Origin of the sequence: Bacteroides fragilis (assembly GCF_019583405.1) — a bacterium.
In the GTDB taxonomy this organism is placed as follows: Bacteria; Bacteroidota; Bacteroidia; order Bacteroidales; family Bacteroidaceae; genus Bacteroides; species Bacteroides fragilis_B.
The window spans coordinates 600002-615310 of sequence record NZ_SZUU01000002.1 but is presented as its reverse complement, the minus strand read 5'-3'; the positions used below and the strand labels follow the sequence as shown (position 1 = coordinate 615310).

The 15309-nt window shown below is 47.4% G+C and carries 8 protein-coding genes; 5 read left to right on the top strand and 3 right to left on the bottom strand.

The features are described from left to right. Positions 1-370 precede the first annotated feature (370 nt). Positions 371-2881, bottom strand: coding sequence for a bifunctional glycoside hydrolase family 9 protein/polysaccharide deacetylase (locus tag FDF36_RS06935; RefSeq protein ID WP_220390831.1), 2511 nt, complete (start codon positions 2879-2881; stop codon positions 371-373). A gap of 284 nt (positions 2882-3165) precedes the next feature. Between FDF36_RS06935 and FDF36_RS06930 the strand changes: the two genes are divergently transcribed. The 5 genes from FDF36_RS06930 (at position 3166) to FDF36_RS06910 (ending at position 9200) form a co-directional block, all read left to right on the top strand. Next, positions 3166-4392 carry a BamA/TamA family outer membrane protein gene (locus tag FDF36_RS06930; protein ID WP_220390830.1) on the top strand — a complete coding sequence of 409 codons (1227 nt, stop codon included), beginning with the start codon at positions 3166-3168 and terminating at the stop codon, positions 4390-4392. After that, on the top strand, positions 4379-6079 hold the full coding sequence (locus tag FDF36_RS06925; protein ID WP_220390829.1) for a phosphoethanolamine transferase family protein: 1701 nt from the start codon (positions 4379-4381) through the stop codon (positions 6077-6079). Before FDF36_RS06930 ends, FDF36_RS06925 begins: the two co-directional genes overlap by 14 nt. 141 nt (positions 6080-6220) lie before the next feature. Further along, the gene (locus FDF36_RS06920) at positions 6221-7858 is read left to right on the top strand and encodes a PAS domain-containing sensor histidine kinase (protein ID WP_220390828.1); all 1638 of its coding nucleotides are present in this window, start codon (positions 6221-6223) and stop codon (positions 7856-7858) included. A 73-nt stretch (positions 7859-7931) separates the two neighbouring features. Then, positions 7932-8873: a DnaJ C-terminal domain-containing protein gene (locus FDF36_RS06915; protein WP_220390827.1), complete on the top strand. Its 942-nt coding sequence runs from the start codon at positions 7932-7934 to the stop codon at positions 8871-8873. A gap of 15 nt (positions 8874-8888) precedes the next feature. Further along, positions 8889-9200 carry a chaperone modulator CbpM gene (locus FDF36_RS06910; RefSeq protein ID WP_005780772.1) on the top strand — a complete coding sequence of 104 codons (312 nt, stop codon included), beginning with the start codon at positions 8889-8891 and terminating at the stop codon, positions 9198-9200. A gap of 146 nt (positions 9201-9346) precedes the next feature. Here FDF36_RS06910 and FDF36_RS06905 read toward each other — a convergent pair whose 3' ends face one another. Together FDF36_RS06905 and FDF36_RS06900 are read right to left on the bottom strand one after the other, a co-directional pair. Then, positions 9347-13372 carry a glycoside hydrolase family 2 TIM barrel-domain containing protein gene (locus FDF36_RS06905; protein WP_220390826.1) on the bottom strand — a complete coding sequence of 1342 codons (4026 nt, stop codon included), beginning with the start codon at positions 13370-13372 and terminating at the stop codon, positions 9347-9349. 233 nt (positions 13373-13605) lie between these two features. Next, positions 13606-15309, bottom strand: a complete 1704-nt coding sequence (locus tag FDF36_RS06900; RefSeq protein ID WP_220390825.1) for an acyl-CoA dehydrogenase family protein — start codon at positions 15307-15309, stop codon at positions 13606-13608.

The window sequence follows — 15309 nt, the reverse complement described above, 5'->3', positions numbered from 1 at the left end:
GGGACGTTACTTTATTTTTGTCTGGAAGATGGATTCTTGTGTTTGGGAAGGCAGAGAATGCCAGTGGTACAACTGGTGCATGACGAGTTGTATAACTGGTAGTGCTTGAGTTGTACAACTCTTATGATACTGGATGGGTAACTTGTTGTACTGATGTTCCGAAGGAGTGAGGACTATCTTGGCAAGAAAGCATAATAAAGGTCCGGACCTTCGCAGGGGCGGACCTCAGGTTATACAAACCACATCCTCCTTGGGGGTGGAGGTGGGGTATTTACTGAAAACAATCGGAGCGGTTGTGTACCTTAAATACCTATTATGATAACCTTCTTAACTAACCTTTATCTTATTCTACATTAAGTAAGAGCTGTCTCTATATCCCGACAGCCTCCCGCAACGGGACAAATTTATATCCTTTTTTCTTCAGGACTTTAATCAACCGTTCAAGGTAGCCGTGGTAGAACTTATCAATCCGGCGATCGTCTGTTCCGAAATGGATCAGCATCAAGTGTCCGTTCAGTCCTTCGCTGGCTTCTACCGAGAGGATTCTATCATAAATGTTCCGGCTGCTTCGGTAGTTTTTCATGTCCGGTGTGGTATAGTCGGCATTGCTGCCTGTCCCAGGTGTGAAGTTAACCACTTGAATACCCATACTCTTCGCCCACGCTGCAATCTGCCGGTTGTAATATTCGTAAGGTGGGATGTAGAGCGGTGCGTCTTTAAATTCAATACCGGCCTTTCGCATCACTTCGTAGCTTTTCAGCAGATCCTTTTCAAACTCTTCGCGCGTCACCAGCAGCGAATCACGGTTTCCCCACGGACTGTATAGCAAATGTCCGTAGCTGTGACTGCCGACGTAGTGTCCCTCTTTCAGCAGGCGTTGCACTACGTCTGGATAGAGTTCGTAAAATTCTCCGGTGAAGAAGAATGCTCCTTTGATATCTTGCTTTTTCAGGGTATTGATGATGGCATCCGCTCCGTCTGCCCTATCGGCGGCGGTGAATACGAGTGTGATTTGTTTTTTAGACGGGTCGGTACGTACAATACCGCCGTTGCTGTAGATGTTCTTGTCTGCTGCTGCGTTCGCTTGTTTCATGCCGTCTTTCTGTAAAGAAGATAAGTAGTAGGTCAGGCAAGCGGTTCCGTCCATGGTCGGTTCGTTGGTCGAATAATCATGGAGTGCATCGTGATAGACCATTAGATCGGGTTGGAAACGTTTGTAATCCTGTCCGGGTATTCCCGGAATACCCTCCATATTTACTCCCCGGAGACTTTCGAAGATGGTACGGTATACCGGGCCGTCCACCAGTCCGCCGGTAGTGTTGCCTATTCCTGCGTTCAGCAATGAAGAGTGAGGCTGTATCGGATAATCTCCGGATAAAGGTAGCTCTACGATCATGCTGGTTCCCCATGGGTTACACCCAAGGAGCCAGTCGCGCAGGGCGGCTTCCATCTCTTCATAAGTCGTGTCGCCTGTCAGCTCACGGTAGAGCCGGCATTGCGTAAGCATGGCGGTGGTCAGATTGTTCGAACACCAGATATAAGGTATGCCGTGCAGGAAAGGACTGCTTGTGGCTTTTTCGTATGTTCGCTGTATGCCGGTTCGCAGGTTCCGGATAAATTCGTTGCGCAGGCGCTCGTTGCCCGAAGCTTTGGCTATCCAGTAGTGTCCCATGTTCATGAACGGATACCATTGATAGTGGCGGGCACTGTCGGCACCCATCCACGGTGTCACCGGCTCACGCCTTCCGTATTCTACTGCTTGTTCCAGATATTTGGGGTTGCCGGTAGCTTTGAACAGTTCCATGGCTCCGAGTTCCATATCGTCCACCCAATTGTCTTCTTCATAAATATAGGGCGACTTTACCGAGGCCGTCTGGCAGGGACCGGGTTTCTTTATACCCTCTTGATAGGCATTGTCTGCTTTAGAGGCTATTTCTTGGGCGAAGTCCGGATAGAAATCTTTCAGTACCTTTGCCCCCAGTGCAAAGCAAGAGGCGAATTTGCCTGCGGTACTGGCCACTCCGGTGGTTGCATTTCTGAATTTACCGCGAACTTGTGGCTCGCCACTGCAAAAGTAAACCGGACGCCCTTGCCCTCGTCCGTAGCCGTAGTCTACCGAATCTTTATTGGGCAGGCGCATCCCTGCATGATCCCGGTCATCGGCAATCTGGTTGTAAAGCTCTCCTTGGGCAGGGTTCATCCGGTTCAACCAGTCGAGCCCCCATTTTATTTCGTCTACAATGTCCGGGATGCCGTTAGCTCCGGGGTGTCCGGTAGCGTCGTAAGCATCGCCGAAAGCTTCCGGGTTTTGCAGATAGGCAAACATCATCTGATAAATGGCATTGGCCGAGGTTGTGGTATATTGCAGATAGTCGGTCGCGTCATGCCATCCTCCCCGGACATCGATGTGCTGTCCGGTCTTTGTAGGATGATACACGATAAAGCCGTCATGTACATGGCAACTGTCTTTCAGGAAGGGATTGTAACCGCATCGCTGCTGGCGCATGTAATTCAGCAGGAAGTCGCCTGTCCCGTCATATACCCGGTGGTTGATGGGGAAGTGGGGCGATACTGCTTTTCCGGCTTTCAGATAGTAGGTTCCGGGTGTATCAAAGGTACTGAAGTCCAGCCGGTAGGTTGATTTCATTTGTCCGATCGGGCCTGTCTTCCGGGGAGATGTGAAAGTGTGTACCGTTTTTCCGGTAAATACATTGACCAGTGAATAGTTGCTCACTTCAGTCGGGGTTTCACTCATAAATACAGCTACCTTTTTAGATTGTGGGAGGTAGCCCAGTTGGTTAATCCGTATCCATTCATCTGCCTGGGCGTGCAGGATGGAAAGTAAGAAAACAATGGCCGATAGCCAGTAATTCCGTTTCATAATGGAAGCATTGTTTAAGGTTGGGGAATGTGTTAAGTTGTACAATGCAAATAAAGCGGATTTAATTTACTTAAAGAATAATAGAGTTGTTTTATTAGCTGATATTATGTGTTGTTTACAAGTTTTTAGAATTTAATATTGCTTTATATGGCACATTCTGAACTTTTTTCGTTTATTAAGTGTTAAATGGAGGCAATAAATGATAAAAGAGAATGTAATATGATTGTAACAAGGAATGATAAAACTACTTTTGTAGATTGAGTTTTCTTAAGAGGGAACAATATATGAAACCTAAACACAAAAACTGGCTATTACTTGGATGCTTTTCCGCACTGTGGACTGTATCTTTGGCACAGGGGGAGAATTGTAACGATAGTCTCTCACCGATTACGTATATTCCTGTTGCAGAGGATTCCGCTTCTACTGCTGTCGCTGCCCACTCCGACTCTGTTGCAGTGAAGCGTAGTTTTATCAAGAAATTCCTTGATTACTTCAACGATGCCAATAAAGAGAAGAAAAGTAAGAAGTTTGATTTCAGTGTAATCGGTGGTCCGCATTATTCCAGTGATACCAAGCTTGGGCTGGGACTGGTGGCTGCTGGATTATACCGTACCGACCGTGCCGATACACTTCTGCCGCTTTCCACCGTATCATTGTATGGCGATGTGTCCACTGTCGGATTCTATCTGCTGGGCGTTCGGGGCAATCATATTTTTCCGAAAGATAAATACAGGCTGAATTATAACCTTTATTTTTATTCTTTTCCCAGTTTGTATTGGGGAATAGGATACCGGAATGCGGTGAATGACGAAAATGAAAGCAGTTACAAGCGCTTCCAGGCACAGGTGAAAGTTGACTTTATGTTCCGTTTGGCAAAAAACTTCTATCTGGGACCTATGGCAAGTTTCGATTATATCGACGGACGCAACTTTGAGAAACCCGAACTCTGGCAGGGGATGGACACCCGTACGACCAACGTCAGTGCAGGGCTTTCCCTTGTGTACGATTCGCGGGACTTCCTCACGAATGCCTATAAGGGGTATTATCTGCGCATAGACCAGCGTTTCAGTCCTGCGTTTCTGGGGAATGACTACGCATTCAGCAGTACGGAGCTGACCACAAGCTACTATCGTAAGGTGTGGAAAGGTGGAATACTTGCCGGACAATTTCATACGCTGCTGACTTACGGCAATCCGCCCTGGGGATTGATGGCAACATTGGGCAGTTCGTATTCCATGCGCGGGTATTATGATGGCAGATTCCGTGACAAGAATGTGGTGGATATGCAGGTTGAACTCCGGCAGCATATATGGAAACGTAACGGAGTAGCTGTCTGGGTGGGAGCCGGAAATATTTTTCCCGACTTTTCTTCGTTCGAGGTGAAACATATACTTCCCAATTATGGATTCGGCTACCGGTGGGAGTTCAAGAAGAGAGTGAATGTACGATTGGATTTAGGGTTTGGAAAAGGCCAGACCGGATTTATATTTAATATCAATGAAGCTTTTTAATAAGATAAAGAAATGGTTCGATAATCAGGAGAACTTGTTCTACCTGTTTTTGTTTGTGCTGATTGTGCCCAACATAGTACTGTGTTTCACGGAACCTTTACCGCTTGTGGCTAAGGTTGCCAACGTCCTGTTACCTCTGGGTTGTTATTATCTGATTATGACCCTGTCCAGGAATTGCGGAAAGATGCTCTGGATATTGTTTCTTTTTGTATTTTTCGGGGCCTTTCAGATCGTGTTGCTCTATCTGTTCGGGCAGTCCATCATAGCGGTGGATATGTTCCTCAATCTGGCTACGACCAATTCTTCCGAAGCTATGGAGTTGCTCGACAATCTGCTGCCGGTCCTCGTTACGATCGTGATACTGTATATACCCGCCCTGATATTGGGTATGATTTCCATTGTTCGTAAACGCAGGCTCTCTGGCGATTTTATCCGTAGGCAACGGAAACGTGCGTGGGGAGTACTTGCCATTGGCTTTCTTTCGTTGGGAGCTGCCTACCTGCTGGATAAGAAATATGAGATGACCACCGATTTATATCCGGTCAATGTGTGCTACAACGTAGTGCTTGCCGTAGAGCGCAACGCACAGACCCTCGACTATGCAGAGACTTCGAAGGATTTTACTTTCCATGCTACTGCCACCCATCCGGCGGAGGACCGCGAGATATACGTGCTGGTTGTGGGGGAGACATCCCGTGCTCTCAACTGGTCGTTGTACGGTTATGACCGCGAGACGAACCCCAAATTGTCGGAAATACCCAATCTTACGGCTTTCACGAATGTGCTGACCCAGTCGAACACAACCCATAAGAGCGTTCCGATGCTGATGTCCGCCGTTTCGGCAGAAAATTTCGACTCTATCTACCATCAGAAAGGAATTATTACGGCTTTCAGGGAGGCAGGTTTCAAGACGGCTTTTTTCTCCAATCAGCGTTACAATAATTCTTTTATAGACTTCTTCGGAAAAGAGGCCGATCATTGCGATTTCATCAAAGAAGATTCGCTGACCGCCGGTCAGAACCTTTCGGATGACAACCTGCTGGCATTGGTGAAAGAGGAACTTGCCAAAGGGAACCGCAAACAATTCATTGTGTTGCATACCTATGGTTCGCACTTTAACTACCGTGAGCGCTATCCTGCCGGGGCTGCGTTTTTCCGGCCCGACAGTCCAGCGGATGCCGAATTTAAGTATCGGGACAATCTGATTAATGCCTATGACAACTCCATTCGCTATACCGACGATTTCCTGGCAAGGTTGATCGGCTTGTTGCAGCAACAGGATGCCGGTTCGGCCATGCTCTATACTTCGGACCATGGAGAAGATATTTTTGACGATGACCGTCACCTCTTTCTGCATGCGTCGCCTGTACCTTCGTATTATCAGTTGCACGTGCCGTTTATTGTCTGGACTTCGGATACATACCGGGAGAAATATCTGGAGCATATCGCTGCTTTACAGCAAAACCGTCAAAAGTCTGTCGCTTCGAACCGGGTCGTGTTCCATTCGGTACTCGATCTGGCCGGGGTGACTACTGCTTATGTGAACGACTCGCTGTCCGTGGCAAGCCCGTCCTATACGGAGTTCCCCCGCTTTTACCTGAACGACCACAACGAGCCGCGGGCTTACGACGATATCGGATTGCGTAAGGAGGACTTTGAGATGTTCAGGAAGATGAATATTCGCTGAAAACGTATTTAAACTATAGACTCGGGGATATAAGTGTAGTATCTTGAAACTTTGTTCCCTACAGGTGCTTTTGTTTCATATTGTGGTGAAAGTCGGAGAATAATTTCTATATTTACCGTCAATTCATCATAATATGCAATTATGGCAACCAAACTACTATTGGTAATGGGGGTAACCGATAATCTATGGCTTTATGTGTTATCCGTATTTTTGTTTCTGACCGTTTGCTTCCTGCTCTTTCAGAACTTCCGGCTTCGTAAATCGGCTTCGGCAGACGATGACTATCGTCGCTTCCTGTTTGAGATATTAGATAATCTTCCGTTTCCTATTATGGTGAAGGATATTCAGGAACAATTCAAGTACACGTACTGGAATAAGGAGGCCGAGTTGCAGTCGGGCATCAGCCGCAAAGATGCCGTCGGCTTTTCCGATGCCGATATTTTTGGTGAAGAACGGGGTAAGCAGTATCGTAAAATAGATGAAGATCTTGTCAAGGCCGGAAAACCCTATAAAGCGGAAGAGAGGTATGTGACTGCCGATGGAAAAGTGCATGATACCCTTGTGGTGAAATCAATCATATCTTCGGGCAAACTGGGCAAATGGTTACTGGTGGCCCGTTGGGAGATCACTCAGCTTAAGATGTACGAAAGGGAGCTTTTGGCTGCCAAAGAGCAACTGGAGGGAGCCGTTCGTAAACAGAAACTGGCTTTAAGAAGTATCGATTTCGGCCTGATTTATATCGACCGGAATTATAAGGTGCAATGGGAAGAGACCAGTAATATAAAGAATCTGGTTGTCGGACGTCATTATATTCCCGGTACTACTTGCTACCGGACAACGGGGCGAGGAGACAAACCGTGTAAAAGATGTGCTTTTCAGGAGGCCATCAGTACCGGCAAAATGGTGAGGCATATTACCCATGTGGATCATGTAGACTTTGAAATTACCGCTACTCCCGTTTATAGTGATACGGGAGGTGAAATCATCGGTGGATTGCTGCGCTTTGAAGATATCACCGAGAAACTGAAAGTAGACCGTATGCTTCAGGAGGCTAAGGAGAAAGCCGAAGAATCCAATCGGTTGAAATCGGCCTTTCTTGCCAATATGAGCCATGAAATACGTACGCCGCTCAATGCCATCATCGGTTTCTCCGACCTGATCTGCCAGACAGATGATGCCGAAGAGAAAGAGGAGTACATCCGGATTGTCACTTCGAATAACGAACTTTTGTTGCAGCTTATTGATGACATTCTCGACCTGTCGAAGATAGAAGCCGGAACGATGGATTTTTCATATGCCTTGACGGATATCAACGAACTGATGGAAGACATCTGCCTGCAAATGCAGCAGAAGAACCAACATCCAGAGGTACAGATTCTGTTTACTGAAAAGGAGCCCTGCTGTGTGATCAATACGGATCGTTTGCGTTTGTCGCAGGTCATCATCAATCTGATGAATAACGCAATGAAGTTTACTGCCGAAGGTTCCATTACGTTGGGATACCGGTTGAACGGACAGAGGAATGAACTTTATTTCTTCGTGAAAGATACAGGCATCGGCATTCCCGCCGATAAAGCTGAAAAAGTCTTTGAACGTTTTGTCAAACTGAACTCCTTCGTTAAGGGCACGGGGCTGGGACTCGCCATCTGCCGGGTGATCATAGAGCGCCTGGGAGGAACGATCGGGGTCGATACGGCAGTAGAAGAGGGTGCCTGCTTCTGGTTCCGTCTTCCTGTTCAAGAGGACGTACCACTCGATATTCCTATTAATTTGTGCTAAAAATTGAACCTAAAACTCCGGTTGGCGTGTTGTTTGTATACACTTAATATAGAGGTTTAAATATATAAAAAACATGGCTTATATAGATTATTACAAGATTCTCGGAGTTGACAAGAATGCTTCTCAGGATGATATTAAAAAGGCTTTCCGCAAATTGGCCCGTAAATATCACCCGGACCTGAATCCGAATGACCCAAGCGCTAAGGATAAGTTTCAGGAGATTAATGAAGCCAACGAAGTATTGAGCGATCCGGAAAAAAGGAAAAAGTACGACGAATACGGCGAACATTGGAAACATGCGGACGAATTCGAAGCGCAAAAGAAGGCCCGCCAGCATGCCGGTGCGGGTGGAGGCGGCTTCTCCGGTTTTGGCGGAGACGGTGGTTCCTATTGGTACTCGTCCGATGGAGAAGGATTCTCGGGTGGTGATGCCGGAGGATTCTCGGATTTCTTCGAGTCTATGTTCGGGCATAGGGGCGGAGGCGGACGAGGCGGATCAGGTTTCCGCGGACAAGATTTTAATGCGGAACTACACCTGTCTCTTCGCGATGCGGCACAGACCCATAAGCAGGTGTTGAATGTGAATGGAAAGCAGGTTCGTATCACAATACCGGCCGGTGTAGCCGACGGACAGGTGATTAAACTGAAAGGATACGGTGGTGAAGGTATTAACGGTGGTCCGGCAGGCGATCTGTATATTACTTTCCGGATAGCCGAAGATTCTGTATTCAAGCGTCTCGGAGACGATCTGTACGTGGATGTGGAAGTCGATCTCTATACTGCCGTACTGGGTGGTGAAAAGGTGGTTGATACGCTGGAAGGTAAAGTGAAACTGAAGATAAAGCCCGAAACCCAGAATGGTACGAAGGTACGCCTGAAGGGTAAAGGTTTCCCCATATATAAGAAAGAAGGACAGTTTGGCGATTTGATTGTCACTTATTCAGTCAAGATACCTACGAGTCTGACAGATAGACAGAAAGAACTGTTCAGAGAGTTACAACAGAGTATGAACTAATAATGAAAGAGCGCTATGCAGACCGAATTAATAATAGTCAGTGAATACTGTCACAAATGTCATATTGAGCCTTCATTTATCGACCTGTTAGAAGAGGGTGGCTTGATTGAGGTACGCACCGAGGGCGGCGAGCACTATCTGCTTGCGTCGCAACTTCCCGATGTGGAACGATACAGCCGTATGTATTACGACCTGTCCATCAATATGGAGGGTATCGATGCCATTCATCATTTGCTGGAAAGGATGGAACTGATGAGGCGTGAAATCAGTACTCTCCGGAATCAGCTTATCGTCTTTAAGAGGGAAGGTGTAATGGAGGACTGGTAAAAGGTTTATTTCATGCGTTGGATAAAGAGGCCTCTCCGGTTTCTATCAGAGCCTTTGTATGATATAAACAGAGCCTTTATCAAGGGTGGACAGAGTGTCTGTTCCGCCTTGATAAAGGCTCTGTTTTTTTATGCTTGGCCGTACTCTTATTCAGCCAGAATCGTCAGTTCGGCACCCGAAGCGTAGTCTTGTCCGCGTTGTTCACTCAGAGCGGTGAAGCGGATGTAACGGGCTTTTACAGGTTTCTCGAACATTACTTTCTTCTCTTTCAGGTCTCTTGCGAAAGTACCTTTCAGGATTGGTTCACCCCATTCTTTGCCATCCTGGCTTACGTGGATGGTGTAATCTTTCACATTACCGTTGCTGCTGTCCTGACGTGGAAGGTAAGTGAAACCTTTAATTGTTTTCACTTCACCGGCATCCAGGTCTACCCAGTGCGGGTGTTTAGCCACGGTTACAGAGAACATGGTGTGCCAGATGGTATTCGGGTCACCGTCGGTCAGGTTCTTGGCTTCGCCTCCATCCGATTCTTCGCTGCTTGCATAGATCACTTCCGTCTGGATGCTTTCGATCTTGTCGAATGTCATGGTTGCTTTGATGAAAGGTGCATCTTTGAACCAGGCAGTCACTGTACCGCCGTTGCGTAATGCGATCGGTTCGGTGTAAGTTTTGGGCTTACTCTTATCTACCGTATAGAGGATAACGGCATCCTTTTTCTGTGATGATACAGATACTGTACCGGCACGGTTGCGGGTAATGGACAACGGCATCTCTCCGGCAGGGGCTACATTGGCTGTTGCAGTCAGGTCTTTACCCGCAGGGCGGATGATGAAACCTGTGTTGTGATGGCTGGCGAAGACACGGTCTTGTTCCAGCGGGCCACCTTGGCCGCAACTGTTGCCACCCAGACCGGTTACGGCTGCATCCAGATGAAGATAAGTATCACCGGCTTTCGGCAACTGATACGGATGTGAAGCCAGGATCAGGTCGAGTGCGGAGTAGGGCAGAGCCGAAGCCGACAAGCGGTCGGTAGCTACAAACACGGCACCGTTGCCTGCGTTGTTGGTCAATGCACACCAGCGCACATCTTCGTGATTACCCATATCCTGTGGTTTGGGGAAGTTGACAAATTCTCCGGCAACCGTGTTCTTATGTTGCTCGATGAACTGTCCTACCTTGCGGTCGGCATAGTTGTCAATAGGTCCGCGTCCGTAGTAAGTGAAGTTATCATATTGCTGAGGCACGCGTATCATATATCCCAGACGAGGCAATACGAGGCTCGGCTGATTGGATGTGATACTTGCTTCCAGTTCGATGGAACCGTCTTTATAGACAGTCCATACCTGATTGGTGGTGAACTTGAAGTCATTGCTGCCGAACTTCTTGTCCGTCAGTTCTTCAATTTTGTTCTTGCCAGAGCTCGTTCCACCCAAAATCTTAGCTGCGTTCGGAGCCTGAGATTCTACTGTGAATGACAATACGACTGTGCCGTCTTCTTTGGTAGTCATATCGAAGCCGGTAGCTGAGTGCTTCAGGTTGTGCAGTCCGTTGTCGAACCACTGAGAGTAGAACCAGTTGTCGTTGTTCGTGAACGCGCGGAGCGCATCCAGCTTCGGACCGTTACCGTCAGTAATTACTTTTTCGTTTCCGTATGTCAGGCTGTAGATAGTACCTGTTTTGATATCGAATTGAGCTGTGTAGCCATTGCCTTTAATGGTAATGATATCGCTCGCTTTAATCATAATTACTTCCGGTTTGTCGCTTCCGGATGCTACAGTGTTGATGGCAGGACGTGCAGTAGCTTCTTTAACGAGTATCTGCTCTTCTGCCTGCGCAAAGTTCTTGTCAGCCCAAGGCATGTTGTCTTTCAGCAGGAACTGAATCTTCACGAAATATTCCGAATCGGCTTTCAGTTTACTGAACTGATAAGGAACCGTGATCTGCGTACGGGTACGCGGAGCCACTTCATCCATGGACAATATGCCCGATTGTGCTTCCTTACCGTTTTCGTAAAGTGACCATTTAACTTTATAGTCCGAAAGGTTTTTGAAGTAATACTTGTTGAATACTTCGAACTGTCCTTTTTCTACATCGATTGGTTGTATACCGATGTGTTGGTACACTTTCTTCACTTCATAATATTGTGGTTTCGGTTCCAGATCGCCGAATACGATACCGTTCATAACGAACTGTCCGTCATTCGGAGTATCACCGAAGTCACCACCGTAAGCCAGATAGCGCTCTCCGGTTTTCTTATCGTAATTGTACATCGATTGGTCTACCCAGTCCCAGATAGCTCCACCACAGAAGAAGTTGGTCGATTCGATAGCTTCCCAGTAGTCCACCAGGTTACCGCAGGCGTTACCCATAGAGTGAGCGTATTCCGAAACATGGAACGGATATTTGATATCATAATTACCTTTCACGGCACCACGCATCCAGCCGATGGAAGGATACTGGTTGGAACCCATGTCGACGATGTCGTTGTTACGTTCGTACTGAACAGGGCGTGACAGGTCGAATGCTTTCAGTGCATCGTATGCTGCTACGAAGTTCTTTCCCGGTCCGGCTTCGTTACCCAATGACCAGATGACAATTGAAGGATTGTTTACGTTGGCGTGAACCATTTCCATCACACGGGCTACGTGGGCGTTTTTCCACTCCACCGGATGAGACAGTGAAGCGGCTCCATAATAATACTCGTGAGACTCGATGTTGGCTTCATCTTCCAGATAGAGTCCGTATTTGTTGCATAGATGGTACCAGTACGGATCGTCCGGATAGTGGGAGTTACGTACGTGATTGATGTTGGCACGTTTCATCAGCATTACCTCTTTCTCCATCATTTCGCGAGTGATGGCATGACCTACGGCAGGATTTGATTCGTGGCGGTTGACACCTTTCAGTTTCACGGTCTTGCCATTTACATAATAGTAACGGCCTGCCAGTCCGAATTCGTCTGCGGAAGCAGGGGTGTCTTTGATTTCAACTTTACGGAAACCTACAGTAGTTGAAACGGTTTCTATTGTTTTGCCTTTCTTATCTTTCAGTTCAGCAACGAGTGTATAGAGGTAAGGGAACTCAGCCGACCACTTGTTGGGTGACTGCACGTTCAATATCGCTTTCTCGGCCTCTACGGTTTCGTTCGGGTTCACCAGGTTCACAGTAGCATTGGCAACCGCATTGGCAACGGGGGTATTTTCGTCCGAATACAGTTTGTTTGCATAAAGTGTATAAGCCATCTGGTATCCTTTGGCAGCTTTCTTGCCATAGTTACGGATGTCAGCGCTGATAGCCAATGAACCATTGGTGTATGTCTCGTCCAAGTCGGGGATTACGACGAGGTCGCGTACCTGTACTTTCGGAGTAGAATAGAGGGCTACGGTACGGAAGATACCCGGCAGGCGGAACATATCCTGTGCTTCAAGGAATGAGCCGTCCGAGCTGCGGTATACTTCGGCAGCAACGGTATTCTTTCCTTTTTGCAGGTAAGGAGTGATGTTGAAGTTGGCTGTGTTGCGTGAGTTCTTGGAGAAACCTACATACTGTCCGTTGATCCAGAGGTAGAAGAAAGAGTCTACGCCGTCGAAGCTGATAAATACTTCACGACCGTCCCAGTCCTGCGGGATGTCGAAGTCGCGACGGAACGAACCCACTTCGTTACGGTCTTTATAAGTAGTCCAGTTGGTCGGGGGAGTACGCATCACACCTCCGCGCCAGTCGTCTACTTTCACTTTGTGCATGAAAATTACAGGTTGATTCACGTAGATGGGTACTCCGTATTTCAGACTTCCGTCTTTCTGGATGCCATAAATATTCCAGCTTGAGGGAACCGGGATATTGTCCCATCCCGAAACATCGAAAGTTGTTTGATAAAAATCTTTGGGGCGGGAGTCCGGATCGGGTGCCCAATTGAATTTCCAGTCACCATTCAGTGACAACCAGTATTTACTGTTTTCAGGCAACACCTTCCGTGCGCTTTCCACATCCTGGAAGGAAAAGAACCAGGCGCGTGGTTGTTCTTTGTTGAGTGCTAAGTTCTCCGGTGATTCCCATTCGTTGCCCACCGGGGCTTTTTCCGAGGCATACTTAAATCCCTCTAAAGGTCGTTGACCGGCAAAGCAAAGCGTAACCATGCTGCATAGTATCAGACCTAACGTGATTTTCCGCATAATTGTTTTTCTTTTAATAGATTATTTACTGAAGTTTTTTCGTGTTATATTGATCCGTAATCCGGTATCTCTCTAATTTTGTTGCAATATTCGTAAAAACCAGCCACATAGCCAAATCATTTGACATTAATTGGGTATTTTCGGAGGATAAAAAGCCTTGCGGCTCTTCCGTAATACAAAAAGAAAAGGGATCCGGCTATCCGAATCCCTTTTTTAGTCTTGAAATAAACTCTTTACTTTCTGTAGTAAGCCAGATCGTCTTTATCGAATTTGCGAATGAAGTTGATATGTTTTTCTACTTCGGCCTCAGCATAACGTACGTATACCTGAGCCGATTCGGAGAACAGATCACTCTTCGAAGCATCCTGAACCATCAGATGACCCATGATGATGTGAGCAGCCATTTCTACCAGACGGCGTGCGCAGAAGTCGAGCAGTTCCTGGTCTTTTGCTTCTGTGATTTGAGTCACGCAGGCTGCATATTTGCTTGCCATGCTTTTCAGGCGATTCTGCAAACCTTCCAGTTCTGGAGCTACAGGCATGTTCTCGTATTCTTGGATACGTGCCAGATAAGCACCGGTCGTTACGTAACGGATAGCAGCCACAATCTGCAACTGGGTGGTACCTTCGTAAATGGAAGTGATGCGTGAGTCACGATAGATGCGTTCGCAGGCGTAATCTTTCATAAAGCCCGAACCACCGTGAATCTGAATGCAATCGTAAGCGTTCTGGTTGGCAAATTCACTGCCCATGCCCTTGCCCAGCGGAGTAAAGGCATCAGCCAGTTTGGCGAATGTTTTTTGCTCGGCACGTTCTTCCGGAGTCAGCTTGCGCTCTTTGGCGATGTCGTCCAATGCTTTGTAAATGTCTACAAAACGAGCTGTCTCGTACAGCAGTGAACGGGAAGCATCCAGTTTAGCCTTCATCAAAGAAAGTATCTCGGCTACGGCAGGGAATTCGATGATTGCTTTGCCAAACTGTTTACGGTCTTTGGCATAAGCCAGAGCTTCATTGTAAGCTGCTTGTGACAAACCTACCGATTGTGCGGCAATACCCAGGCGGGCACCGTTCATCAACGCCATTACGTATTTGATAAGACCCAGTTTACGGTCACCGCAAAGTTCGGCTTTGGCATTTTTATATACCAGCTCGCAAGTAGGGGAGCCTTTGATACCCATTTTGTTCTCGATGCGGCGTACGTTAACTCCGCCATTGCGCTTGTCGTAGATGAACATAGACAGACCGCGTCCGTCGTGTGTTCCTTCTTCCGAACGTGCCAATACGAGATGAATATCGGCATCACCGTTTGTGATAAAGCGTTTCACGCCGTTCAGATACCAGCATTGGTCTTTTTCACTGTAAGTGGCTTTCAGCATGACAGATTGCAGGTCGGAACCTGCATCCGGTTCGGTCAGGTCCATTGACATGGTTTCGCCCTGGCATACACGGGTGATGTAGCGCTGCTTCTGTTCTTCGTTGGCAAACTCGTAGATGGTTTCGGCACAGTCCTGCAGTCCCCAGAGGTTCTCGAAACCTGCATCACTGCGGCTCACGATATCGGCAGCCATGATGTATGGAGTGATTGGGAAGTTCAGACCTCCAAAGCGGCGGGGCATAGCCATACCCATCAGCCCGGCTTTACGGCAGGCATCCAGGTTCTGGGCAGTTCCGCTGGCATAAGTTACGCGGTTGTCGGCACAAACCGGACCTTCGTGATCGACACCTTCTGCATTGGGAGCGATGATGTCACCACAGATTTCCCCTACAATTTCCAATACTTTGTCGTAGCTGTCCATTGCATCTTCGAAGTCTACCGGAGCATAGTCGAATTTATCTTTATCAGCATAGTTGCGCTCTTTCAGCTCAACAATTCTCTTCATCAACGGATGGTTCAAGTGATGCTTGAGTTCCGGAGTATCTAAATAAAAGTTAGCCAT